A 25,879-nucleotide genomic window follows, 5' to 3' on the forward strand; every position below is an offset into this window, starting at 1 on the left:
TTCTGTCGGAATTGTCTTCATCCGGCAAGTCAAACGTCTCTTTTGCCCAAGGACGACAATTTAACAAGTCGTCCTAGAATGTGACGCACATCAATCTTCAGCCGCGTGCCGGTGTTTGACAAGATGGCTAACCTGCCAGACGTTTCATCACGGCCTAACTAGGGGGCCTCATGAAGAAGGCTGTGACATGAATAATGCCACAGCCTTCTTGGTATTCGGATAAACAGGAAGCAAATTCAATTGGCGAAAGACAATTGAACTTTAACCGATTTGCTTCGATCTCGTGCGACTTCAAACGCTTCTTGTGCGGTTTCAATCGGATAGGTTTGGGTGATGATTGGGGTGACATTTATGTCGCCACTGTCAATCAGGCGCACAGCATCGGCAAATTCCGCGTGGAATCTGAAGGTTCCGGTGATCGTGATTTCCTTGGCGACCAGCGGGTTGAAGGGGACAGGGATTTCACCTGCAACCCCGACCTGAACCAGAATACCCTGCGGCCGCAAAACACTGATTGCAGACCGCAATGCCGCCGGGGCTGCCGAACATTCCAGACAAACGTCAAACTGACCTTTGTCCTGTTCATAGGCTTTCAGGTCGTCCGCGGCATTGGCGATATTGATGGTGCGGGTTGCACCCATTTGCTGCGCAACATTCAGCGCGAAATCCTGCAAATCGGTAACAACAATTTCACTGGCCCCGGCACGTTTGGCCGCGGCGGCACAAAGGCTTCCAATCGGGCCAGCCCCGGTAATCAGAACCTTTTTCCCCGAAAGGTCGCCAGCACGCGCCACGGCATGCAGACAGACTGCCAGTGGTTCTGCACAGGCGGCATGGCCGATATCTGTTTGATTGCTGATCGCAAAGCACTGGTCTTGCCGGACATTGACCAGATCACGGAATGCTCCCTGAATATGGGGCATTGGCATTGCAGAGCCGAAGAACTTCATGTTCAGGCAATGCTGCTGCAGGTTTTTCTTGCAATAGCAGCAAGTGCCGCATGGGTGACTTGGATTGATCGCGACCTTTTGTCCGATGGCAAACCCGGTAACATCGGAGCCAAGTGCAACAATCGTCCCAGCAGCTTCGTGGCCCAGAATGATCGGTTCGCGCACGCGGATCTGGCCGATACCGCCTTCGAAATAATAATGCATATCCGAACCACACACACCGCCGGCCCCGACGCGGATAAGAACTTCGTCATGGGCGGAAGCAGGGGCGTTTTCAGTTTCGATCCGCAGATCGTCTTGGCCATACAGACGGCAAACACGTGTTTGCATAGATTACTCCATCAGGGACGGCAGCCAGGTTGACAGCGCCGGGATATAGGAAACAAGAAACAGGATCAGGATGTTCGTCAGAAGGAACGGCATCAGGGCTCGGATCACCGTGGTGACCGGTGCCTTGGCAATGTTTGCGCAGATAAACATGCAAATCCCGACCGGCGGAGTTGTCAGACCGATCATCAGGTTGAGAACGGCAAAAACCGCAAAATGGATCGGATCAACGCCGACATTGGTCGCCAGTGTCAGAAGCGGCACAAACAGGATGATCAGGGCTGCGATGGTTTCCATGAACATGCCGACAACAAGCAGCACCAAATTGATCAGTAGAATGACGACATATTTATTGTCGGTCACGGACAAGACCGCATTCGAGATCATCTGGGGAATGCGTTCAGAAACCAAAATCCAGCCAAACACGTTGGCCAAACCTACAAGGGCCAGAATGGCCGCCGCAGTGACGGCACTATCGACAATGATTTTTGGAACCTTGCGCAGTGGCAGTTCACGATAAATGAAGCAGCCAACAATCAGGGCATAGAGGCTTGCGATGACGGCGGTTTCTGTAGGCGTGACTATGCCGCTTAGCAGACCGCCAACGATTAGTGCCGTCATGGCAAGAGCCCAGAAGGCCCCTATGAAGGAGCGAAGCAGTTCGCCAAAGCCCTGCCATGGCTGATGGGGGAATTTGCGACGAACAGCGATGATGTAGCAGGTAATCATCATGGCAATGCCCATCAGGATGCCCGGGATGGCTCCGGCGATGAACATTTTGCCAACAGAGATACCCGAAAGTGCGCCGACGATGATCATTGGCATACTTGGCGGGATGATCGGGCCAACCGTAGATGAGGCCGCGGTCACCGCAGCAGAAAAGGCAGGGGTATAACCGGCGCGCACCATGCCGGGAATCATCATGCCACCGATGGAAGCAGCATCGGCAACCGCAGTACCAGAAATGCCACCAAACAGCATGGAGCCGGTAACGTTGGTAAGGCCCAGCCCACCGCGCATCCAGCCCACCATTGCATTGGCGAACCGGACGATGCGCGGCGTGATGCCACCCCCATTCATCAGGTTCCCGGCAAGGATGAAGCCAGGGATGCAAAGCAGAACAAAGACGTCCATCCCAGCGAACATTTTTTGCGGGATGACGACGAGCGGAATGCCTTCAATGAGCAGATAACAAAGCGAAGACAGGCCCAAAGTAACGGCAACGGGAAGCCCGATAACAAGGCCGAGGGCGAAAACGCCAAGTAAGATTGCAAGGCTCATGGAAAGTCCTTTGTCGTGTCTTCGGGTTTTCCGTCAGATACACCGGCGATAACACGGATCATACGCAAGGTTGCGAAAAGGCTAAGCAGCACGAGAAGGATGAATACCGTCGCGTGGATAAAGTCCATTCGGACCCCGAGTGCAGGCGAGGTTTGCATGACACCGATGGAAACGAACCTCCATGCGGGGGATACCAGAATCAGGCAGAAGCCAGTGGTTAGTGCGGCTGAAACGAACATGAGCGCTCGCTGTATGCGCAGGGGTAGCATTTCGCATACGATATCAACATTGACCAATTCACCATTGCGGAACGAGAGACCAACGCCGAAAGCGGCGAGAAATAGCAGGGCATAGCGCGTTAGTTCTTCTGTCCAGACCGGAGAGCTGGGCATGAAGGTGCGCGAAAAGACCTGTATCAGAACCGTGCACATCAGGATGCTGAAGGCAGCCCCCGTTGCGATGCGACACAGTGCGATAATGAACGCGTATAATCTGGCAAAAAACACGTTGCTTCCCCGTCGGAAAGAGATCGGTCACGCGAAGTGACCGATCCCGCACATTTTATTTTGTGAAGAGTTCTTCGACGAACGGACGAATTTCGTCGGAAACATTGGCGAGAACTGCATCTTTAGCTTTTGCAGCAAAGGCCTTTTTGTCGACTTCAACAAAGGTCATGCCTTTTTCCTGAAGTTCTTTGGTCAGGCGTTCTTCGTCCGCGGCGAACAGGTCGCGTTCGTAAGCTTGTGCGCGTTTTGCGGCCTCGGTCACTGCAGCCTTGTCTTCGTCAGACAGGTTGTTCCAGGTGATTTCCGAAATGGTCAGGTAGATCCATGAACGAACATGCTCGGTTTTGTTCACGAATTTCTGAACTTCATTGAAGCTGGCGGAATCGATGAGCGCAAGCGGGTTTTCCTGCGCGTCAATTGTGCCAGCCTGAAGCGAGGTAAAGACTTCGGAGAACGCCATCGGTGTCGGCTGTGCGCCAAGCGCCTTCCAGACATCGAGGAACAGCGGCACGTTCGGAACGCGCATTTTCAGACCATTGAGATCATCCGGGCTTTTGATTTCACGGTTCGAGGTCAGGTTACGCGGACCACGTGCAAAATAGGCGATCGGACGAATCTGTGCCTTTTCGACGATCTGATCTTCAATTTTTGAACCGATTTCGCCGCTGGCAACCGCATCCATGTCTTCTAGCGTGGGATAGGCGTAAGGCACAGCCAGAAGGGCCGCCATCGGAGCCCAGTTCTGAAGGCTTTCACCGGTAATGGTCATATCGACCGAACCAAGCTGCATGCCGTTGATCAGGTCGATTTCCTTGCCGAGCGTTTCGTTCGGGAAGACCTGAACATCAATGCGGCCGTCGGTAAGGCTTGAGAGTTCTTCGCCGAATTTGACCGCAGCCTTGTGCCAGGAATTCTGTTCATTGGCGAGATGGCCAAGTTTGAGGGTCATTTCAGCCGCAATCGCAGAACTGCTCATCATCATGGCTGCGACACCAGCGATCATAAGTTTTTTGGTCGTTTTTTTAAGCATATTTTCCTCCCAGTTCGGTTGACGTCTCAGGATGACAACGCAGAATTGGCGTCATCAAAAAGCTCCGTTTTGGAGCGGGCAATATCAGGCAGCGTATGCAGGATTTCACGGAGGTGTTCACGCATGGCTGCGCTGGCTGTTTCGGGATCACGGGCTGTGATCGCCGCAACAATTCGGACATGCTGTTCGATGATTTCGTCCATCGGAAACTGGAAGTAGCTCAGATACCGTACCCGGTCGAGTTGGGCGCGGACATCTTCAACGACCTTCCACGCATATGTTCTTCCTGCGGCCTCCGCCAGGCAGTGATGAAAATCATGATCCAGTTTCAGAAACGACCGTGCATCGCCTTTCATTGCTTTGCGCTGATCGGAAATCAGTTGTTCGAGGCGGGCAAGAAACGCATCGTCAGGTTCTTTTGCAACAAAGCGTGCAATGTCGGCTTCAATGGCTTCGCGGACAAATCGTGCGTCAAGAACAGCGGCAACAGAAATTTTCCGCACATAGGTTCCGCGCTGCGGACGAACTTCCAAAAGACCTTCGTCGGCAAGCTTGATGAAAGCTTCGCGGACCGGTTGGCGGCTGACATTAAAATGTTTTGCAAGTTCTGCTTCGGACAGGCGCACACCGGGAAGCAGGTCCGTACACACGATCCGTTCGCGTATGATGCGATGGATCTGTGGGCCGACAGCCTGATCGTGCGTGATTTCCCAGTCGTTTTGTTCGGGATCGCCCATCAATCTCTCCTTGCTTTTCTGAGTCATGATGCATACTACCATACTAGTCAACAAAATTATGTCGTGATACTGTTCACAACCGTTATAGTCGGTGTTGAAGACACCACGCCAATACAGAGAGAAACACATGAAACAAACCTGGAGATGGTTCGGCCCGAGTGACCTGGTCAGCATTGACGATATTTGTCAGGCCGGTGCACATGGTGTGGTTTCCGCCCTTCATCATGTGCCGAGTGGCGCTGTCTGGACTTCCGATGAAATTGCCAGGCGTCATGCCGAAATCGCGACCATGAAAGATGGTGCGCCGTCGGGGCTGACCTGGGATGTTGTTGAAAGTCTCCCGGTTTCCGAATCGATCAAACGTCAGGTTGGTCCGTGGCGTAATCACATCGAAGCTTACAAGCAAAGCCTTCGCAACCTTGCCGATTCCGGCATCCGTATTGTCTGTTACAACTTCATGCCGGTTCTTGACTGGACACGCACGCATCTGAATTGGCGACTAGCCAACGGTGCGACCTGCATGCGTTTTGACCTGACCGATTTCGTCGCGTTTGACCTGTTCATCCTGAACCGTGCCGGTGCGGAAAATGACTATCCCGCCGGAATCGTTGCCGAAGCCAAAAACCGTTTTGCCGAAATGACGGACAAACGCCGTGCCGAGCTGGAACGAACGGTTGCCTTTGGTTTGCCGGGGTCGGTTGAAAACCTCTCTCTGGATGATCTGCGTGCCCTGCTTGAAACCTACGCCGCGATCGACGCCGATACGCTGCGGGCCAATCTGGTCGCGTTTCTCGAAGAAGTTGTTCCGGTCGCGCGCGAGGTTGGTATTCGTATGTGTTGCCATCCCGATGATCCCCCCTTCGCGCTTCTGGGGTTGCCGCGGATCATGTCGACCGAAGACGATTACGCCTTTATCATGCGTGCTATCGATATCGCGGAGAACGGTATTACGTTGTGTTCCGGCTCGCTTGGTGTCCGTCCTGAAAATGACCTGCCGGGGATGATGAGGCGCTGGGGGGATCGCGTGCATTTCATCCATTTGCGCAATACCAAACGCGAAAGCGAAGGCTTGCCGTGCAGTTTCCACGAGGCAGAGCACTTGGACGGTGACACCAATATGGTCGATCTGATCGAGGAAATCCTGCGAGAGGAAGCACGCCGGAAGGCTGCGGGACGTGCGGACTGGAACATCCCCATGCGTCCGGATCACGGGCAGGATATTCTTGATGACCTGAACCGGAAGGGACAGCCGGGTTATCCGGCGATCGGGCGTCTCAAGGGCCTTGCCGAGTTGCGGGGGGTAATGACGGCACTTTCTGCAAGGTTTGATTTGCTTGGGGCCCAAAAATGACACCTTCGGATAATTCCGCTGCTGCCCCTCATGCAGATATGGCAACGGCCGGTATCGTGCATATCGGTATTGGTGCTTTTCACCGCGCCCATCAGGCGGTTTATACCGACTTGGCGATGCAGGCCAAAGGCGGGAACTGGCGCATCATCGGTGTCAGTCTGCGCAGCACTGATATTGTCGACGCCCTGAATGCCCAGGACTGCGCCTTTACGGTGATTGAACGTCATCCGGATGGCCCCAAGGCCCGCAGGATCACCAGCCTGTCAAAGGCAATAGCGGCTTCGCGTGATGTTGCACCGGTTTTGGATGCGCTTGCCGATCCGGAAATCCGGATTGTTACCATCACGGTCACCGAAAAGGCATATGGCATTGATCGGGTGTCGGGGACGGTTCAGGCGGAACATCCGGCTGTAAAACATGATCTGGTAAATCCCGCCACGCCAACCGGGCTTCTCGGGATATTGGTTGCCGGGCTGAAGCGCCGCAAACAGGCCGGCATTCGTCCATTTACAATCGTTTCTTGTGACAACCTGCCATCGAACGGGGTGTTGTTGCGCAACGGTGTGATTGATTTTGCCAAGCGGAGCGACCCGGACCTTGCAGGCTGGATCAAGGATAATGTGTCCTTCCCTTCGACGATGGTTGACCGGATTACCCCGGCTGCGACAGCGACAACGCTTTCGGATGCCAGGCGTTTAACCGGGATGGACGACCCGGCGGCAATTGAAACCGAACCCTTTTCACAATGGGTTATCGAGGATGATTTCCCCGATGGCAGGCCCGCCTGGGAAGAAGCAGGTGCAATTCTGGTTCACGATGTAGAGCCATACGAGCTTATGAAGCTTCGTATGCTTAACGGCAGCCATTCCCTGATCGCCTATTTGGGGCAAGTCGGTGATTATCGCTATGTCCGCGACGCCATGGCGAACGAGGCTTTCTCGCAGCTTGTTGCGCAGCATATGGAAAATGCTGCTGCAACAATGGCACCGCTTGCCGGGATTGATTTTTCGAATTACGGGGCCGAACTGGTCGCGCGTTTCCGTAACCCGGAAATCGCACATGAAACCCGCCAGATCTCCATGGATGGCACCGAAAAACTCCCGCAGCGGATTTTTGCCCCGGCCTGCGACCTGCCACAGGACAGCAAGAAGATCGGCACATTTGCCCTTTGTTTTGCAGCCTGGATGGCTGTGATGCGCCAGCGAGTCAACACTGCGCCAGGCGCAGCTGCCGAACTTCTAAATGACCCGCGTGCGGACGAAATAATAGAAGCATTGGCCGGTTATCAGGATGCAGCAGATATATATGAAAATCTTGCGAAGCTTCCCGGCTGGATGCCCAGACAGTTGCAGGATAGTACGTTCTGGCGTGAAGCCGTAATTGAACGTTTGGCCATGTTATTGTCGGACGGCGCCGATGCTGCCATTACCCACGAGATCAATGCGTGACTTTGCCCTGATTAATTGTGGTCGGTGAATGGGCGATCGAAAGGGCATCTGATCAGCTAAGGCGTCGCCACTTATCGATGCTTCGCATGTTTTGATTGGTGTGGTTACAAAAAGCATCAACAATATTGAAAATGATTATCATTACTGATACTTTCCGCTCGTCACCGTTGTGGGGGCTGTCTGTCCGGGCGCGCGAAACGGGCCATAGGGCAGAGTTTCATAGGTAATGATAGAACATACGCATGAGTTTCTGGCGGAACACACTTGCAAAGCTGTTCGAAGACCATCGGCGTCAGCTTGTCGCGATGGTTGTTCGGCGGATACGTGATCGTGAAGTTGCGGCCGAACTTGTGCAGGATGTCTATGCGCGTCTGATGCAGTCCGGTGATTGCGGCGAGCCGGAAGCCAATACCAAGATGCTTTATGCGTCAGTACGCAATGCCGTCATTGATCATCACCGCATCACCTTTGGCCGCGCGAAGGCCATGAACGGGGTCCTTCCGGATCAGATATGGCAGTGTGAAACGACGTCTCCTTACGATCATGCCGAAGCCCGTCAAGCGCTTTCCGCGCTTGACCGTGCCTTGCTGGAACTTTCGCCAAAGGCGCGCGAGATGTTCATCCTTCATCGTGTCGATGGCATATCCAACGCAAAATTGGCGAAAAAGTATGGCATTTCCGTCAGTGCGGTGGAAAAACAACTGGCCCGGACCATGCGCCATTGCCAGGAACGGCTGGCAGCCTATCGCGACGACGTCTGATAAATCCCATACGTGCTATGAGGATATTTTATCGTCATCCGTTATTGTTTATAGAAAGGGAATTTGGCGGATCACATCATTTACTGATATGAACGCCAGATCATGACGGGCGAAACGGGAACCTATGCAAGGCGCTTTTGAACCGACTGAACAGCAAAAGGACGAAGCTGCACTCTGGCACGCAAGACGGGCAGGTGGTTCGCTGTCGGCTGAGCAGGAATACGAGTTCGAACAATGGCTGAATGCAGACCGCAATAACCGGCTGGCCTTCGATCAGATGCGCGTGCTTTGGGGCCGGATCGAGGAGCCGGCAAGACGTCTTTCTGAAACCCAAAGGAAGCCAGCACTTTCCGGTTTCCTCTCATGGTTCCGCCCGCGGCGCTCTTTTGCCGCCCTTGCGGGAATGGCATTTGTCGCCGGCGCGGTCTTTTTCCTTCATCCCGATTTCATTGATAACATCCAGGCCGATATCGTTACCGGTCAGTCAAATGTCACTGCAATTGAATTGCCCGATGGTTCGGTTGTGCGGCTTGCGGCCAACAGTGCGTTATCGACCGACTTCAATGAAGGCCACCGGGAAATACAATTATTGCGGGGACAGGCATTTTTTGAAGTTGTCCACCGTAATGGCGATCCGTTCCGGGTGCGGACCGGCGATGCCACGGTACAGGTCGTTGGCACCCGATTCAATGTGGATCGCCTTTCACAACAGACTGTTGTGGTTGTCGAGGATGGGGCTGTTCGCGTATCAAGCGGGCTGAATGAAAACGGTGTTCTGCTGGGACCGGGGCAGCAAGTTGTTGTCAATGACGGAACCCTCTCGCCATCTGAAATCGGCGATGTCGGACTCTCACTATCCTGGATGAAGGGGCGGCTTAGTGTGCACAACATGTCCGTTTCAGAGCTGACCGCCCGGTTGGAAAACTTTGATGAAGGCCGCATCGTTGTGATTGGCGATGTAGGAACGCGCAGCATTTCCGGCAGTTTCCCGACGACCGATATTCCCGGATCGCTTGAAACTGTTGCCGATGCGATTGGAGCAAAGGTCGTCAGAACCTCGCCCTGGTTGACTGTTGTTTACTGAGATTGCGAAAAATTCGCAAAAAATCATTCTCCGATGTGAGGACTCTTATTTCCCGTTCGTTTGTCCTTTTAGATGCAGGGGGGACCTGCCTGAAAGAAAAGACGTTTATGGAGCGGGAAGTTGGAATTCAAACAAGCAAGAACAAGAACATACTCTCTGATTTCGGCATTGCTGGTTTCCACGGCAATGGTCGTTCCAGCGACATCGGGGGCGCTGGCGGCAAATGTGCAGACCGAAATTGCACAGGCGACCTATTCATTTGATATCTCGGTTTCCTCCCTTGCCGAAGGGATTGCTGAAATCGGCGCCTCTTCGGGATGGCGGATTGCCTATACGATTGATCTGCCGTCTATCGATGGTGCGCGCGCAATCCGCGGGGATATGACGGTTCCCGCCGCAATTGATACATTGCTACGCGGTACCGGGCTTTCCTATCGTGAAACTGGCGAAAATTCCCTGATCCTGATCGACCCTGCGGCGGAAGCAGGGCAAAGCGGTGCTGCGGTTGTTGATCCGATCCGGGTTGAAGCCAACAGCACGCAATCCGATCTGCCACCTGCCTATGCCGGTGGCCAGATCGCGACCGGTGGCCGTCTTGGCATGCTGGGCAATACGGACATCATGGATGCACCCGTCAGCATCACCAGTTACACCAGCGAAAAGATTGCCGATCAGCAGGCTCAGACGATTGCCGATGTCTTAAAGCATGATCCATCCGTTCGGTCGCCAAACAGTAGTGGCGGGATGCTTGATACCTATCAAATCCGTGGTTTCAACATGAATACCGGTAACTCTGGCGAAGTTTCCTTCAATGGGGTTTACGGTGTTGCACCAACATATCGTGCGCAGACTGGTTATGCCGAGCGTATCGAAGTTCTTAAAGGCCCCGCTGCGCTTCTGGGAGGGATGGCACCTAATAGTGGTGTTGGTGGTGTGATCAATATCGTTCCCAAACGTGCCGGAGACGAAGACCTGAACCGGGTCAGTACCGATTACGGACTTGGCGAGCAGGTAGGGGGTAACGTTGATTTCGGTCGTCGCTTTGGCGACGAGAATCAGGTGGGCGTCCGCTTCAATGGTGGCTACCACAACGGCGATACGTACCTTGATCATCAGGAACGAGAAGCATCGTTAGGGGCGCTTGCCCTTGATTATCGTGGTGATGATTTCAGAGCAACACTTGACCTGATTGATCAACGTGAAAACCTGAATGCGCCATTCCGGGAATTTCTGGTGGATGGAGCTGTTACCTCGATGCCAAATGCGCCAGATGGAAATAGAAACGTTGCCAACAAGTGGGAATGGTCCGAGGTGGCCGATCAGTCAGCTCTTCTTGGGGCCGAATATGACCTTACCGAAACAATGACCGTGTTTGGCAGTTTCGGTGGCGGGAAAACCCAGGTAGAGCGTCTGTTCGGCTATCCTGAAATCCAGAATTCTGCCGGTGATACAACCGACACCGTTTCGTACGCAAAGTTCCAAACCAAGCGCTGGACTGCGGATGCGGGAGTTCGTGGGGAGTTTGAAACAGGTTTTGTCGGACATCAGGCAACTTTGCAAGTCAGCCGTTATTCCGATGAATTTAGCCGGGGATTGCGGAACGGCGATGATACTCTGAATTCCAACATATATTCACCTGTTGCCAATCCGATGGATGCTGTCGCGGTTCCGGCAGGCCGCCCAAAACTCTCAGAAACCGATCTGAGCGGGATTGCCATCGCAGATACCCTGTCGATGTGGGATGATTTCATGCAAGTGACAGTGGGCGCTCGTCACCAGCGCATTGAGACAGACAACTTCAATGCCTCGACCGGGGCGATAACTTCAAGTTATGACGATAGCGTCGTGACCCCGATGGTTGGTGTTGTCGTGAAACCAAACAATTCGCTGTCGGTCTATGCCAACTATCTTGAAGGGCTCAGCCGCGGCAGCATTGCACCAAATACAGCGACCAATGCCGGCGAAGCAATGGCACCATACGTTGCCAAGCAGATCGAGACAGGTGTGAAGCTTGATTACGGTAACTTCGGTGCTACGGCGGCGATATTCCAGATCACGAAACCATCGGGACAGTTGGTAAATAACGTTTATAACTCCGACGCAGAGCAGCGAAATCGCGGTATTGAGCTTGGTGTTTTCGGTGAAGTTATGCCCAATGTGCGGTTGCTTGGCGGCGTCATGTTCCTGGATGCGGAACTGACCAAAACCAATAGTGCGACAACAAAGGGAAATCAGGCTGTTGGTGCACCGGAAATGTCAATCAACCTGACGGCCGAGTGGGATACACCATTTGCGCCGGGGCTGACACTGAGTGGCACGGTCAACCACGTTTCCGAGCAATATGTCAACACAACGAATACGTTGGATATCCCGGATTCTACGACGCTTGATCTGGGGCTTCGTTACAAAACAATCTTCGCAGAAACACCAGTTACCTTCCGGGCAACGATCCAGAATGTAATGGACGAGGACTATTGGGCGGGGGTCAACGAATTCAGCATGGTCTCTGTCGGAGCACCTCGTACGGCTCTGCTGTCTGTAACGGCTGATTTCTAGTCGGATGTCCGTTCGCTGGCAGATACATCTTCTGTTTATCATCCAGCTGGTCTCGATGGGGGCGATGGAGATGAGCGGGCCGTTCTGGCCCGTTCATTTGCATTCATTAAGCCATTCGGACGACCTGTTCACATTTGCCAGTATTGCGGTCTATGTCGGGCCGATGCTGGGCATCATGCTGACCAGCACGTTATGGGGGCGGCTTGGGGATCGGTTCGGTCATAAGGCGATGATGATGCGCGCCCTTTTCGGGCTTGCGATTACCCAGCTTGCGCTCGCCTATGCCAATGACGTTTGGTTGATCCTGATGCTGCGGTTTCTGCAAGGGGCTTGTGCTGGGTATATTGCACCGGCACAGGCTTATGGCGTCAGTATCGAAAGTCCGGCAAGACGGGCAAAGCTGTTTGCCTATCTTCAGGTCTCAACCAATGTCGGCTCGCTTGGCGGTGCGTTGGTGGGGGGCGTGATCCTTGATCATGCGGCTTTCTTCTGGATCAACTTTTCCGCGGCCATTCTTTGCACGATCTGTTTGATCTCGGTTTGGGTATTGCTGCCGGTTGTAACGCCAAAAGGTACAAACCGTGATGCTGCCCCGGATGCAACGCCCGTCGCAAAGATCAGTATTTTGCGATCACCACAGATCATCCCCATTCTGACCATTCTCGGCATTTTGCTACTCGGCAGAATGGTAACCCAATCGCCGTTTTCGATTTATGTGCTGAACATCTTTGATGTTGGCAACTGGGTCGTCGGTTTTTGCTATGGCTTGCTGGCACTTGGTTTTGTTGTTTCGGCATCCCTTTGGGCGCGCTATTTCGAAGGGCGTGCGGCGCGCGATATTCTGGGCGGCATGTGTCTGGTGATTGCCGGATGTGTGGTGGTGACCGGGCTTACCGGTGCCACCCGGTCGATCTTTGTTTTTACCACGATGTATTTTATCTGGGGTGTGTTGCTTGGTGCGACGACGCCGGTACTGACCGCCCTTGTGTCACGTGCGGTGGGCGACCACAGCCAGGGTCATGTCCTTGGTCTTGCGCAAAGTACGGCACAATTTGCCTCCATCGCGGGTATCGCCCTTGGCGGCTGGTTCAGTCAGGCCGCCGGACTTTCAAATATCTATTTCCTTGTCGGATTTGTTTACGCCATCGGGTTTGTCCTGACCGTTTTTGCGCGCGCGCGTGCAGACACGATTGCCCGACCATCAGAAATTCCCGGAGAATAATAATGATCGTAAAAGCGATATCACGCCTGATTACCGCCGCAGGTTTAAGCCTGCTTTGTATCCAGGTAGCACAGGCCGAAATGATCACCGTCACCGACATTGCCGGACGCGAGGTCGGGGTTAATATGCCGATCCAAAGGGCTGTCTTGGGTGAAGGGCGGCAGCTTTATATCATCGCCGCATTGGATCGTGAAAATCCGACGAAACGGATTGTTGGCTGGCGCAAGGACCTGATTGAGGCAGACCCGGCTACTTATCAGGCCTATCTGGCGAAGTTCCCGGCATTTGGCGATATTCCGGCTTTTGCCGGGCTGGAACTAAGCCTGATTGATATCGAAACCACGATTGCGCAAAAGCCTGACGTCGTGTTCCTGAACTTTGAAACACAACAGGCCGTTGACGAGGCGAACTATGTTGAGAAGCTTGGTGCGCTTGGCATTCCGGTAATCTATGTCGATTTCCGGCATGACCCGGAACGCAATACGGAGCCATCAATCAGGCTGTTTGGCAAACTGTTCGATCAGGAAGCCCGTGCAGAAGAGTTCATCACATTCCGCGCCGCCGAAATTGCCCGCGTGACCGATAAACTGGCGGAAGCCAATCCGGCGCGCCCCAAAGTCTTTATCGATCGGGCCGCCGGTTTTTACGAGGATTGCTGCCATTCGTTTGGCGACGGCAATTTCGGTGCGATGGTTGAAATGGCGGGGGGGGATAACATTGCCAAGGACCTGATCCCCGGAACGTTCGGGCAAATCAATGCCGAACAGGTTCTGGTTTCAAGTCCCGATCATGTGATTGTCACCAGTGCCGCGTGGGATGCCTATGTGCCGGGCGGGAAATGGGTGCCGGTCGGGCCGGGGGCGGATGCGCAACTGGTTGAGAAGAAGCTGGAATATTATCCGGCACGTTCGGCCTATCTTGGAATTGCGGCGCAAAAAACGCAAGCATTCCATGCTGTCTGGCACCAATTTTATAATAGCCCCTATCAGTTCGTTGCGATCCAGCAGATGGCAAAATGGTTCCATCCTGACCTGTTTGCCGATCTTGATCCCGATGAAACGTTCCGCCAACTGCATGACCGGTTCCTGCCGATCAATTATCAGCCGGGTTATTTTGCGTCACTGGACGCGGCGAAGTAATAGGCGATTCCCCGCGATAACATGATGGATATCGCGGGGTATTTGGCGATCTATAAGCCTTCGAGAACCGGCGTGGTTAGAAGTTGACCGGTAGTAACATCGCCGATCCCGCGGTCGGTTTGATGTGGGCCGGGATTGCAGGCCAACGTTGCGCCAAACAGGGCCTTGAAAACCAGATAGGGCGGTTGCCAGTCGACAATCGCATCCGTGGCGGTTCGGATATCGGCAAATTGCTGCGCAACATGATCCATGGGGGCGTCCGAAACCAGCCCGCAAAGCGGCAGGGGAAGAAGCGCATCAAGCTTGCCGTTTGATGCCACCGCCATACCGCCACCGGCACGGATGACGGCATTGGCCGCCAACATCATGTCGCGCGGGTTACCGCCAAACACGGTGACATTGTGGCTGTCATGCGAGACGGTGGTGCAAACAGCACCTTTCCAGTCACCCCATCCGGTCAGGAAGCCGACGCGTGGTTTGCTGTCTGCCTTTCCGTGGCGATGGGCAACCGCGATCATGGTCGTGCCCGAAGGTGGCACAACATAGCCGTCTTTTACATCGGTGTCAGCCGTCGCCCAGCGGGTAAAGCGCGGTCGGTCGATGATGGCAATCCGGACGCGATCCCCGGACGCAGGCACGCGAAAATCATCAATGCTCAGGACATCCATCTTCATTGTGTCGGAAAGGGAGGCGGGATCAATCGAAACGGCTTTCGCCGTCATTTCACCTGCCTCGGAAACAATCTCGCCATTTGCGATGACATGGCGCGCCTGAAAATCGGTCAGGTCGTCAAAGACGACAATATCGGCACGCCGCCCGGCCGCAATCAGACCAAGATCGGAACGGCCAAGGCGCATCGCAGCATTCAGGGTTGCCGCCCGCAACGCCCATTCCGGTTTCATGCCATAACGGACCAGACGACGCACCACATCATCAAGCCCGCCAGCATTGAACAGGTCGTCGGGGAAGACGTCATCGGTACAAAGCGTGACGGTTTGTGGCAGGAAACCCAATTCATTAAGCGTTTCGACAAAACCCGGCAGCAGATGGTCGTGCGATCCGCGCATTTCAATCGCAAGACCGGCACGCAGTTTTGCCATCAGATCATCGTTTGAAACCAGTTCATGATCAGAACTGACCCCGGCCGTCATAAAGGCGGCAAGATCAGGTCCTTCAAGGCCGCGTGCATGACCGCAGACAAGTTTCCCCGATGCAAGCCCTGCCTGCATGATATTGGTCATGCGCGGATCGCGATCAATCACACCGCGCATATTCATGACTTCGGCAACCCCGGCGATTTCGGGCCAGGACAGCATTTCGGCCATGGCATCACCGTCAAAATCAGCACCGGACATTTCAAGGCCGGGCGCAGCAGGAACGCAGGACGGTGCCAGAACAAGTACGCGCAATGGCAGGTCACGTGTTGCTTCAATCGCCCAGCGGACACCGCCAAGCCCCCGCACATTGCCAAATTCATGCGGATCCCAGACGATTGTGGTGACGCCGCGGGCAACGACCGTTTCGGCATAGATCGCCGGTGTGACCATCGAGCTTTCGATATGCATGTGTGTATCGATCAGGCCGGGGCTGACATAACCGCCCCGGGCGCTGATGATTTTGCGGGCGTCGCTTCTGGTTGCCGGTTCATGGACGCTTGCGATCATTGGCCCGATCAGGCCAATATCGGCCTTGCGAATTTCACCGGTCACCATATCGACGAGCTTGCCACCAGTAATCAGGATATCGAACGGTTCATCGCCGCGTGCGGCGGCGACGGCACGTGTGCGCAATTTATGGCAGGTCAGATCACCGGGTTCTGTCGTGCGGTTATTCATTTCGCTGCTTCCGCCTTGAGGGCTGAAAAGATCAGGTCGCGCGCGCGTTTTGTATCAACAGAAACGGCATATTGCGCGTTTTTGATCGCGGTCGGGTGTGGGTCAACAATGGTTTGCCCACGCGAAGGACCCTGGCTGGTATCAATTTCGATATGTGCATCGGCAAAGCTGATCGCATCCTGATCAATTACCGCGACCGCCGCGCAAGGATCGAAAATCGCCATCGCATCGCGCCCGCGTGATAGGGCAATATTGATATATCCTTCGGTCAAGTCCGCCAGAAGACCGGCATTTTTTCCGCCAGCATTGAGGATAGGTGTCACATCATTCGGGGTGGCCAGTACCTGCCGACAGAGATCAAGATCCACCATGCGCAGGGGCACCTGATGGGACAGGGTAATGGCAACAGCTTCGGGGTCGGCAAAGGCATTATATTCGGCGAGTGCGGTATGATTGCCGCGCGTTACGGCACCCCCCATCCATGTCACGCGGTCGATTTTGCGCGCCAGATCAGGCCGGGCCAGAACCAGGGATGCAATATTGCCAAGCGGGCCAAGGGCCAGAATATGGCGTTCATCATCCGGTCCGGATTTGCCTTCAAGCCAGTTGCAAATACCGTCGAACGCGCTGCTTTCGGCAACCGGACGGCAATCGGGCAGGTGTGCGCCGCTTGATTGCATGCCAAGGGGGCCAAGAATCCGTTCGGCGGTTTCAAGTCCACCCATAACCGCCGTTTCCCGGCCGGTATAGATTTTGAAACCCCAGCCAAACTGGCGTGCGGCACTGGCTGCATTGATCCGCACGCGTTCAAGCGGGGAATTCCCGGCAATCAGGGACATTCCGTCGATCCGCTTTCCGGCATGGATGACAATCAGCACCGCGGCCAGATCGTCAAAGCCCATATCGGTGTCAATCCACAGTCCCATCAAAGGCTCCCGACGCGCGATAGGGGTGCGGCCTGCGATACAGGCAGATCGAATTTCAGGACAGAACCGAATTCATGGGCCGGAAGGCTGGCATCGCATTCCGCCTTGATCGGGCCAAGTGGGGTATCAAGCAGGTATTCCCGTGTGCCCCCGGCAAATGACGTACCGCGTATCGTGCCCTCGAACGGTCCGCTGCCAAGGGAGACCATCGACGGTCGCCAGGCAAGGCCTTTGGTATCAAGCGGGGGCGTGCCCGAAAGTTCGACAGTTCCGGTTGCGGTTTTGAGTTTGCCGTCTTCAAGCGCGAAGACATTTTCAAACCCGACGAAGTCCGCAACAAAATCGGAAACCGGGCGGTTATAGATATCTTCGGGTGTGCCGATCTGTTCGATATGACCATCAAGCATCACGATAATCCGGTCGGCCATGGCAAGGGCTTCGACCTGATCGTGAGTAACAAAGATCATCGTGACACCGCTTTCCTTTTGTACGCGCTGTAATTCGGTGCGCATTTCAAGGCGGAGCCGTGCATCAAGGTTTGAGAGCGGTTCGTCAAGCAACAGCACCTTGGGTTCCATCACCATCGAACGCGCCAGCGAGACGCGCTGCTGCTGGCCGCCGGAAAGCTCGGCGGGTTTGCGGGTGGCGAATTTGGACAGGCCGACAGTCCGAAGGCCTTCCTGCACCTTGTCGTCCAGTTCCTTGCCGCGAACTCCCATCAGCTTCAGGCCAAAGGCAACGTTTTCATAGACGTTAAGGTGCGGGAACAGAGCATAGGACTGGAACACCAGCCCGACCGGCCGTTTATTGGCGGGGGTTCGGGTGATGTCGACATTATCAAGGATGATCTTGCCCGATGACGGCTCCATCAGCCCGGCAATTGCGCGCATGGTTGTGGTTTTGCCACAACCCGACGGGCCAAGCAGGGCAACCAGTTCACCCTTGCCGATATCTAGATCCATTTCCGGCACGGCAACATTTTTGCCGTAGGACAGGGTCAGTTTTTCAAGGCAGAGAAAGCGGGCATCAGACATAGCGGGAAAATCCTAGGAAACGTTCGGCCAGAAAGACAATGCCCAGCGACATGAAGGCCAGCAGCGCGGACAGGGCTGCGACCGACGGGTCATAGGTGATTTCCATATAGGCGAGCATGTCGATGGGAAGGGTTCGGACGCCGGGTCCCGACAAAAACAGGGAAACCGGAACCTGATTGAAGCTGGTGACAAAGCCCAGAATGAAGGCAGCAAGAATACCGCCACGGATATTGGGCATCACCACGCGGAAAAAAGCGCCAATCCGCGATGACCCCAAAAGCACGGCGGCTTCTTCGATGTCAGATCGCAAATTGTTCAGGCTGGCCGACACCACGCGCACCGCATAGGGCAGGATCAGTGCGGTATGCGCCAGAAACAGCGCAAACAGAATGCCGAAATTGAAAGGTACAACGAAATAACGCAGCAGTGCCAAACCGACGATGATACCCGGCACAATGATCGGCGACGATACGATGGTCCGGATGGTTTCCGCACCGGGAACCTTGTAGCGCGACAGCGCATAACTTGCCGGAATGCCAAGGATCAGGGCGGCAAGCGTGCCGCCGATGGCAAGAAACATCGAGATGCCGAAACTCGCACGGAAGCTTTCGACTTCGAAGACTTTCAGCACCCAGCGCAGGGACAGCCCCTGAGGCGGGAAGGCAAGCGTTTCGCCCGCCGACAGCGATGCCGCGATAATGATCAGGAACGGGCCGATCAGAAAGGCCAGTACCAGCAAAAGAATGATCGGGGAAAACAGCTTGTTGGTCATCGCTTGTTCCTCGCGGTGGCAAGGCGTTTGAGCAGAAGGTTGGCTGCAAACGCCATAACGATCAGGATCAGGGCGATCACACTGGCCGATACGAAATCATTGGCCACGGTCACGCGCTGATACAGCAGGGTTTCAAGCATCAGGACCTTGGACCCGCCGAGAATGGCCGGGGTGATATAGGCGGTCATGGATCCGGTAAAGACCAGTGTGCCACCGATCACAAGGCCTTCTTTGGTTAGTGGCAGGATGACTTTGGTGAAAACCTGTAACCAGTTGGCACCAAGAACACGAGCAGCCGGCACCGCATCGCGCGGCATGTTTTCAAGCGCACTGATCAGTGAAATGATCATGAGTGGCAGGAACAGTTGCAGCAAGCCGATGAAAACGGCGGTTTCGGTGAACAGGAAGCGGATCGGTTCATCCGATAGCCCGACGGCAACCAGTGCCTTGTTCACAAATCCGGTCCGGCCAAGGATCACCAGCCACGCATAGGTCCGGGCCACCGGTGAAATCATCAGCGGCAACACAACAAGCCCGGTGATCCGGCCCTTGCCCTTTGGCGGCAGGTTCACGATTGCAAAGGCCGCAGCATAGCCGATGACGGCCGAGGCGGCCGTGACCAGCGCTGCCAGTTTAAGCGTGCGCAAAAAGACGGTCTGATTAAGCGACTGGGAAAAGAAATCGATATAGGCCTGTATCGTCCAGCTATCGCCCGATCGAAAACCTTCGGACAGAAGAATCAGAACCGGGGCCAGAAAGACCACAGCGGCAAAGATCGCGGCAGGGAGGACCAGCGCAAAGGCTTCGGCCCGGTTCTGAAACATCTCGGCAACCTTGTCTTAGGTTAAAGTCAATAAGTGATGGCGCGAGCAAGGCCCGCCGGATCGGGGCAAATGGGAGGAGGCCCCGATCCGATAATGATCATGGTGGCGATTACTGGCCGACCTTGTTGTTCCATTCCGACAGCCAGGTTTCCTGATTGTCGATGGCAACCTGTGACGGGATCAGATGCAGATTGGCAACGGTATCTGCCCCATAGGTCAGGTTTTCGGCAATCTCGTCGGAAACCTTGGCATCCTTGTTGGCCGGACTGTCGACAAGGTTTTCCGCCAATGCCGTCTGGATTTCGGTCGAAAGCCAGAAATCCATGAATTCAAGTGCAAGATCGCGGTTCTTGCTGCCTTTGGTCAGGACCATGACATTCATGCCGCCGGACTGGCCTTCTTTCGGGGTTGCCCATTTGATCGGCAAATCCATTTTCGAGAAGCCGGACCATGCAAAACGCCCGATGGGTGCGGCCCAGATTTCTTCCTGCTGCATCAACTGCACCAGTTGGGAAGAACGGACATAGAAGGTGACGATCTCGTCCTTCTTTTCGCCAACGGCGGCAATCGGGGTTTTGAGCGACGGGTCTTCATCGCCAAGGGCCTTGCCGAGCATATAAAGCGTCAGCGGACCCTGTGTGGTGGTGACGTTCGGAAGGGCAACATGATCGACGACATCATCGGCCAGAAGGTCTGACCAGCTTTCGACTGTCATCTTGTCAGAACGATAGGCAATCGAGCTGGCATAGAAGGTGTAACCGATGCTCATGCCATCACCATTCGGGTCTTTGGCAATGTCATAAAGCTTGTCAAAGTTCGACAGTTTTGATGTATCGACCTTGTCGGTCAGGCCATCCTTGGCAGCAGCCAGTGCATCGCGCATGGAAATAACCGCAAGGTCGATGACCGGATCGGCTTTGTTGGCTTCGATTTTGGCAAGACGTTCGACCGAATTGCCGGTTTCAACAACCAGTTCGCAACCGCATTTTTCTTCGAACGGGTCATACAGGATTTTCTTGAATTCATCCTGTGCAAAACCATAGACCGAAATGGTCAGGGTCTTTTCCTGAGCCTTTGCCGCACTTAAGGACAGCAAAAGGGCAGCAGAAGCCATAAGCAGTTTTTTCATCGGCATCACAGCGTTTCTCCGGTTGGGAAGGGTGCGTCAGGGGAAACCGCCGGTCCGCTTGACGCGCGGACCATCAGTTCCATCGAAACCTTGGATATGTCGGCATTGACGGTACGTTTTAACGTCTTGCCGGTTGGGGCAGTGGATTTGGCCTGCTCGATTTCGCACACAAGGGCGGCAATCGCCAATTCGGCAATTCGGGCCATATCCATATGCACCGTGGTCAACGAAGGGGTCACCACGGGCGAGAAAATAAGATCGTCAAAGCCGGTCACGCTGACCTGTTGCGGGACCTTGATCCCGGCGGTCTGCAATTCGGTCAGAACGCGAAGGGCGTGCAAATCCGAAACGGCTGCAATTGCTGTGACCCCGTTTTGAACGTGGTCAATCAGGCCAAGCGATGCCCCTTCGCCACGTTCGCGCATCAATGTTTCAAGCCAGATCGTCGTATGACGGATATTGCGGCCAAATGCCGATTTCATGCCGCCGATGCGGTCATTTTGTACATTCGATGCCGGATCATGCCCGATCAGAAGAAAGTTCTTATGACCCAGATCGACCAGATGACGCGCGACCTTGGCCCCGCCTTCCCAATGGTCCGCCGAAACGGTGTTGCCCGGTGTCGACGGGGTATCGACCATTGCAACAGGGCATCCAACATCGCCGATCCGTGTGCCACGACGCGGAATGACGACCAAGCCATCAACGCCACGTTCGATCAGGCGACTGATGGCCTGTGTCTGGGTGGTGACATTGCCACGCGAGTCCGCAATCAGAACCCCGTAACCGGCATTTGACGCAGCCGTTTCCATCGCCTGCGCGATTTGCGGGAACAGCGGGTTGGAAATATCGGGAAGGACAAGGCCCAGAACATTTGATCGACCCGTGCGCAGTGCCCGGCCCGCATTGCTGGGGACATAACCAAGTTCGTCGGCTTTTTTGCGGATTTTATCGACCAGATCGGCCGATACCCGGCCCTTTCCCGACAGCGCGTTCGATACGGTTGCCGAAGACACCCCAAGGGCGTCGGCAATCATGCTCATATTCGGTCCGGAACGCGGTGAAGCCACTTAATACCCCCGTCAAACATCCAAAAGATGTGATCTGGCATCATTGATTAGCTGGTTAATCGATTAATCATACGCTACCGGACTCTTTTTGAAGAGTCGAGGGTAAATTTATACAATATCCTGTCCGCCGCGTTCTGCGCGGACTTGTTGTTCGTCGATTTTGAAGTTGTTCAGGAAATAGCTGCTCTATAACGGCATTTCTTTTTCCATACCGGGTCCTGGCGTGCCGTGGGGCCTCAGGTGTGGTTGCTGACTGTGAAGATTGCGCGCATACCGCCCGCGGCAAGGAAGGTTGTATCGCAATGCCAGTTGCAGCGTTCGCAAATCCGGCGCACCAGATGCAGGCCGATGCCTTCGCCCTGATCGCGGACATAATCGCCGGCACAGGTCATCAGGTTGTTTTCGACAATCAGTCTGTTGGCTTCAAGCCGGACAGTCACCTGCCCCTTGGGGGTGTGTTCGAACGCATTGCGGATCAGGTTGGATACGACAATCATCAGGGCGGCAGGCGATGCAATGATCTCGCCGCTTTGATCGTCGGCACTGAATTCACATGTCAGGTTCTTGCCGTCTGTCAGATAGGCAAGATCGACGATGGCTTCGCGCACGAAAGCCGGATAGTCGATCTTTTCCCGAATACCGTTTGGCGTTGCTTCGCGTCCCAGCCAAAGCAGGGTTTCAATCAATTGCTGCATGTTGCGGTTGGCGCGTTTGATGCGCGCGGCCAGCCGGACCTGAATTTCGTTTAACGGTGTTTTATCGAGCAATTCGACATTGCCGCTGACAATCGTTACCGGGGTTCGCAATTCATGGCTGGCCTGACGCAGGAATTCGCGTTCACGTGTCACGAACTTATCGACCCTTACCAATGACTGATGCAGTTCCTTGGCGACGTCATTGAGTTCGGTAAAGCCGAAATCGGGGACCGGTTGATCGAGATTTTCCGTCGACAGGGTTTTAGCCCAGCTTTGCAGGTTTTCCGATGGCTGCGTCATACGTTTGCCGATCAGCCAAAGCACATAGGCAAATATCGCAACAACACCAAGCGCAAACGGGATGGAAAGAAGAGCCAGTTTGTGCAATCGCGAAAAATAGACGCTGTCCTCATCACCCGCGTGATAGGTCTGCAGCAGCAGGATTTGCGTGCCGTTGGCAAGAATATGGGGAAACACCAGAAAGACCGGGTTGTCGGGGTCTTTTTGCGCGGCATATTTATCGGTGTTCAGATAGTAAAGCTCGCCCGGGTCGATATCGTTGGGCTTGTAGCTGTCGCGCAGCAGTTTCGGCAAAGCGTCATAATCCGTGAAGGTCTGGATGTTAAAGCCGTTGGGAAGCGGTGTCGTTGGGTCTTTGGCGCGCATTTCATCATATTGTTCCGCGATGGTTTGCAACTGGAAACTCGCAACCATCCACTTGCCATACAGCATGTAGAAATTAACCACACCGGTATAGATCACCAGCGTAATGACAAGTGCCAGCAAAACGTAATTCCGCACAAAGCGGGAAAATGTTTTCTGGATCGGTGCGCAGGAATGCATGTCTTTTTTACTCGCGAAGGGCCACGCCCTGGCCGGCAATTGTATGGATCAGGTTTTGATTGAATGGTTTGTCGATGCGCATCCGCAATTTGTAAAGATGTGTCTTGAGCGCATTGGTATCTGGCGGGTCTCCCTGCCACAGCGCCATCGACAGTCGTGATCGTGTCACAACATGCGGGCTGTTTTGCGCGAGAACTTCCAGAATGGTCCAGCTTGTTGGCGAAAGACTGATTGCCTGCCCGGACCGTGCGACATGCCTGTTTTCAAAATCAACAATCAGATCGCCAAGTGAAAACCGCCGGATTTCACCACTGCGGCGGCGCGACAGAACCCTTGTGCGCATCAGCAGTTCTTCAAGCGCAAAGGGTTTGACCAGATAGTCATCGGCCCCGGCACCGAAACCTTCAAGCTTGTCGGCAAGTGTATCGCGCGCCGTCAGCATCAGAACCGGGGTGTCGATCCCTTCGTTGCGCAATGCGTTGCAGATGCTGATGCCATCGCGAAACGGCAGCATGATATCAAGTAATATCACATCATATTCGCCGGTAAGTGCGCGCTGAAAACCCGTTTCACCGTCAAAGGCATGATCGCATTCGATGCCTTCAATCGTCAGGTAGTCGCTGATTGTTCCGGCAATATCCATGTTGTCCTCGACCAGAAGGACCATGATGTTGGCGGTTGATTTCATAAATGCGCGGTTCCGGTTGCGGCGTTTTTCGCCAGATGCTGAAGATATCCAGATTGCCTTAAAATCGGTTGCAGGTCAGCTTGCTTCGAAAAGCTGGCTGGAAAACAGTTTCAGATCTTCCGGGGTATCGATATCGAATTCTGCATTCGGGATTGCAATCGCACTGATATTGTAACTGCTGTTGTTAAGCACCTGTTGTGCACCGCGCGCGCCACCCATCATGGAAAGTTCCGGAAAATAGGCGGCCGGAAACAGTGCAGGAACGCCGTTCATATCCTTGTAGCGCGACGCAATGATGTGGCTTCCGTCAAAGGCATTGAGAAGTTTCTGATAGTCGCTGCCGGTCAAGCCGACCTGATCACCAAGGGCGATCAGAACACCGTCATACTTACCAGCCGCACAAATTCCGGCAATCCCGGCTGCAATCGACGATCCCATGCCGGATTGCCAGTTATCGTTGGCGATGGTTTTTGCGCGATTACCGATCACCGAGAGGATTTCGTCACGAAAGGCACCGAGCACGACATAAAGGTTATCTTCGAAGATCGGGCGAAGCTGATCAATTGCGTGTTCAAGCATCGGCTTGCCATCAATATCGGCAAGCTGTTTGCGTCCGCCAAATCGCGTGCTTTCACCCGCAGCAAGGATAAGAGCGGCAATTTTCATCATTCTGCCGCCTGTGCCAGTGCTGGGGCGGCGCAATGTTTGTAAAGTGCCGCGTGAATGCCCGATAACATCGAAAGTGCTATGCTTTCGGGCAGTTGTCCGCCGATATCAATCCCGGCCGGGCTTGCCACCGGGAAGGGAAGGGCAGGTTCGGCAAGGTCCGCACGTTCAAGAACGTCGGCGAAACGATGGCGTGGACCCAGCATGGAAACATGACGCAGCTGGCTGGATTTCAGAATTTGAAGCGCCTTGGCATCGATATCAATGCTGTGTGACATCAGGATTGCGGCATCAACACGATGTTGCGCAACATAATCAGCAAGGGTCGCGTCTATCTGACGCAGGATCGCGTCTGCCTTGGCGAAATGTTCCGGGCGGGCATTTGCGGGGCGCGGATCAACCAATGTGGTTTCCCAACCCATTTCATGCGCGATGGAAACCACAGGCCGGGCATCCAGTCCGCCACCGACGATCAGGATATGCGGTTCGGGTACAATCGGGGTGACAAGCCAGTCACCATCAATGCGGTCCTCGACATAGGCGGAGCGCTGACCGGTGTGGTCGGTGCGTTTGAAATATCCGCGCGTGTCGCCGATTTTCTGGAAATACAGACCGCTTTGGCGCACTGCCAAAGCATCGCAAAGGTCGGAAAGCCCAAGGTCGTTTGCGGGGTCAAGCGGTTGCAGCATGATAAATACCTTACCGCCGCAGCCGACACCAAGCCGGAAGGACAGATCGTCTTCGTCATTGCCGTCATAAACCAGCATGACTGTTTTGCCGGTTATCATGGCACGTCGGGCATTGCGGATGATGTCGGCTTCAAGGCAGCCGCCGCTAAGCAGCCCGAATTGTTGCCCGTGCCCGTTGATCAGCATCATTGCCCCGGCCTTGCGATAGGCCGAACCCTCGGTGCGATAAACCGTACCCAGAACCCATTCGGTATCTGTTTTGCCTTCCTGCCAGGCGCGTAGCATGGCCGATAACTGGTTACTCATGATCTGCTCC

The 25,879-nt window shown here is 54.5% G+C and carries 23 protein-coding genes; 7 read left to right on the forward strand and 16 right to left on the reverse strand.

All coding sequences use genetic code 11. The features are described from left to right. Window positions 1–236: 236 nt before the first annotated feature. From IT971_RS02025 to IT971_RS02045, 5 genes are read right to left on the reverse strand one after another with little or no spacing between them, the layout of a single operon-like run. On the reverse strand, window positions 237–1,280 hold the full coding sequence (locus tag IT971_RS02025; RefSeq protein ID WP_007089010.1) for an L-idonate 5-dehydrogenase: 1,044 nt from the start codon (window positions 1,278–1,280) through the stop codon (window positions 237–239). A 3-nt stretch (window positions 1,281–1,283) separates the two neighbouring features. Then, window positions 1,284–2,558, reverse strand: a complete 1,275-nt coding sequence (locus IT971_RS02030) for a TRAP transporter large permease (protein WP_007089009.1) — start codon at window positions 2,556–2,558, stop codon at window positions 1,284–1,286. Beyond that, window positions 2,555–3,064 (reverse strand): TRAP transporter small permease, encoded by a 510-nt coding sequence (locus tag IT971_RS02035; protein WP_007089008.1) that lies wholly within the window; start codon window positions 3,062–3,064, stop codon window positions 2,555–2,557. Before IT971_RS02035 ends, IT971_RS02030 begins: the two co-directional genes overlap by 4 nt. 55 nt (window positions 3,065–3,119) lie before the next feature. Continuing rightward, complete coding sequence (locus IT971_RS02040) at window positions 3,120–4,094, reverse strand: TRAP transporter substrate-binding protein (protein ID WP_063095250.1); 975 nt, start codon at window positions 4,092–4,094, stop codon at window positions 3,120–3,122. Between the two features lie 26 nt (window positions 4,095–4,120). Further along, window positions 4,121–4,831 carry a GntR family transcriptional regulator gene (locus tag IT971_RS02045; RefSeq protein ID WP_007089006.1) on the reverse strand — a complete coding sequence of 237 codons (711 nt, stop codon included), beginning with the start codon at window positions 4,829–4,831 and terminating at the stop codon, window positions 4,121–4,123. A 127-nt stretch (window positions 4,832–4,958) separates the two neighbouring features. Here IT971_RS02045 and uxuA point away from each other — a divergent pair, with 127 nt between their 5' ends. The 7 genes from uxuA (at window position 4,959) to IT971_RS02080 (ending at window position 14,392) form a co-directional block, all read left to right on the forward strand. Further along, window positions 4,959–6,182 (forward strand): mannonate dehydratase, encoded by a 1,224-nt coding sequence (uxuA, locus tag IT971_RS02050; protein WP_063095248.1) that lies wholly within the window; start codon window positions 4,959–4,961, stop codon window positions 6,180–6,182. Further along, on the forward strand, window positions 6,179–7,630 hold the full coding sequence (locus IT971_RS02055; RefSeq protein WP_063095246.1) for a mannitol dehydrogenase family protein: 1,452 nt from the start codon (window positions 6,179–6,181) through the stop codon (window positions 7,628–7,630). Before uxuA ends, IT971_RS02055 begins: the two co-directional genes overlap by 4 nt. Window positions 7,631–7,872: 242 nt before the next feature. Next, a complete protein-coding gene (locus tag IT971_RS02060) occupies window positions 7,873–8,391 on the forward strand; it encodes an RNA polymerase sigma factor (protein WP_063095244.1) in 519 nt (172 codons plus the stop codon). Window positions 8,392–8,515: 124 nt separating this feature from the next. Continuing rightward, on the forward strand, window positions 8,516–9,475 hold the full coding sequence (locus IT971_RS02065; RefSeq protein ID WP_063095242.1) for a FecR domain-containing protein: 960 nt from the start codon (window positions 8,516–8,518) through the stop codon (window positions 9,473–9,475). A 120-nt stretch (window positions 9,476–9,595) separates the two neighbouring features. Further along, on the forward strand, window positions 9,596–12,031 hold the full coding sequence (locus IT971_RS02070; protein WP_063095240.1) for a TonB-dependent receptor: 2,436 nt from the start codon (window positions 9,596–9,598) through the stop codon (window positions 12,029–12,031). Between the two features lie 4 nt (window positions 12,032–12,035). Further along, window positions 12,036–13,253, forward strand: coding sequence for an MFS transporter (locus tag IT971_RS02075; protein WP_063095238.1), 1,218 nt, complete (start codon window positions 12,036–12,038; stop codon window positions 13,251–13,253). A gap of 2 nt (window positions 13,254–13,255) precedes the next feature. Next, complete coding sequence (locus IT971_RS02080; RefSeq protein ID WP_063095232.1) at window positions 13,256–14,392, forward strand: ABC transporter substrate-binding protein; 1,137 nt, start codon at window positions 13,256–13,258, stop codon at window positions 14,390–14,392. Window positions 14,393–14,442: 50 nt separating this feature from the next. Here IT971_RS02080 and IT971_RS02085 read toward each other — a convergent pair whose 3' ends face one another. The 11 genes from IT971_RS02085 to IT971_RS02135 form a co-directional block, all read right to left on the reverse strand. Further along, window positions 14,443–16,227 (reverse strand): adenine deaminase, encoded by a 1,785-nt coding sequence (locus tag IT971_RS02085; protein WP_063095231.1) that lies wholly within the window; start codon window positions 16,225–16,227, stop codon window positions 14,443–14,445. Continuing rightward, window positions 16,224–17,153 carry a nucleoside hydrolase gene (locus tag IT971_RS02090; RefSeq protein ID WP_063095229.1) on the reverse strand — a complete coding sequence of 310 codons (930 nt, stop codon included), beginning with the start codon at window positions 17,151–17,153 and terminating at the stop codon, window positions 16,224–16,226. Before IT971_RS02090 ends, IT971_RS02085 begins: the two co-directional genes overlap by 4 nt. Then, complete coding sequence (locus IT971_RS02095) at window positions 17,153–18,187, reverse strand: ABC transporter ATP-binding protein (protein ID WP_063095226.1); 1,035 nt, start codon at window positions 18,185–18,187, stop codon at window positions 17,153–17,155. Before IT971_RS02095 ends, IT971_RS02090 begins: the two co-directional genes overlap by 1 nt. Further along, on the reverse strand, window positions 18,180–18,959 hold the full coding sequence (locus IT971_RS02100; protein WP_037990613.1) for an ABC transporter permease: 780 nt from the start codon (window positions 18,957–18,959) through the stop codon (window positions 18,180–18,182). The genes IT971_RS02095 and IT971_RS02100 overlap by 8 nt, the downstream gene beginning before the upstream one ends. After that, a complete protein-coding gene (locus IT971_RS02105; RefSeq protein WP_037990615.1) occupies window positions 18,956–19,783 on the reverse strand; it encodes an ABC transporter permease in 828 nt (275 codons plus the stop codon). Before IT971_RS02105 ends, IT971_RS02100 begins: the two co-directional genes overlap by 4 nt. A 109-nt stretch (window positions 19,784–19,892) precedes the next feature. After that, entirely contained in the window at window positions 19,893–20,918 is a 1,026-nt protein-coding gene (locus IT971_RS02110; protein ID WP_223304980.1) for an ABC transporter substrate-binding protein, read from the reverse strand. After that, window positions 20,918–21,955, reverse strand: coding sequence for a LacI family DNA-binding transcriptional regulator (locus IT971_RS02115; RefSeq protein WP_063095224.1), 1,038 nt, complete (start codon window positions 21,953–21,955; stop codon window positions 20,918–20,920). Before IT971_RS02115 ends, IT971_RS02110 begins: the two co-directional genes overlap by 1 nt. 263 nt (window positions 21,956–22,218) lie before the next feature. Continuing rightward, window positions 22,219–23,520, reverse strand: a complete 1,302-nt coding sequence (locus IT971_RS02120) for a HAMP domain-containing sensor histidine kinase (protein ID WP_223304982.1) — start codon at window positions 23,518–23,520, stop codon at window positions 22,219–22,221. Window positions 23,521–23,527: 7 nt separating this feature from the next. Beyond that, window positions 23,528–24,208: a response regulator transcription factor gene (locus IT971_RS02125; RefSeq protein WP_063095222.1), complete on the reverse strand. Its 681-nt coding sequence runs from the start codon at window positions 24,206–24,208 to the stop codon at window positions 23,528–23,530. A 75-nt stretch (window positions 24,209–24,283) separates the two neighbouring features. After that, on the reverse strand, window positions 24,284–24,877 hold the full coding sequence (locus IT971_RS02130) for an NTP transferase domain-containing protein (RefSeq protein WP_063095220.1): 594 nt from the start codon (window positions 24,875–24,877) through the stop codon (window positions 24,284–24,286). After that, window positions 24,874–25,869, reverse strand: a complete 996-nt coding sequence (locus tag IT971_RS02135) for an XdhC family protein (RefSeq protein WP_063095218.1) — start codon at window positions 25,867–25,869, stop codon at window positions 24,874–24,876. Before IT971_RS02135 ends, IT971_RS02130 begins: the two co-directional genes overlap by 4 nt. Window positions 25,870–25,879 lie beyond the last annotated feature (10 nt).

This window comes from Thalassospira sp. B30-1, from assembly GCF_015767575.1.
Classification (GTDB): Bacteria; Pseudomonadota; Alphaproteobacteria; order Rhodospirillales; family Thalassospiraceae; genus Thalassospira; species Thalassospira xiamenensis.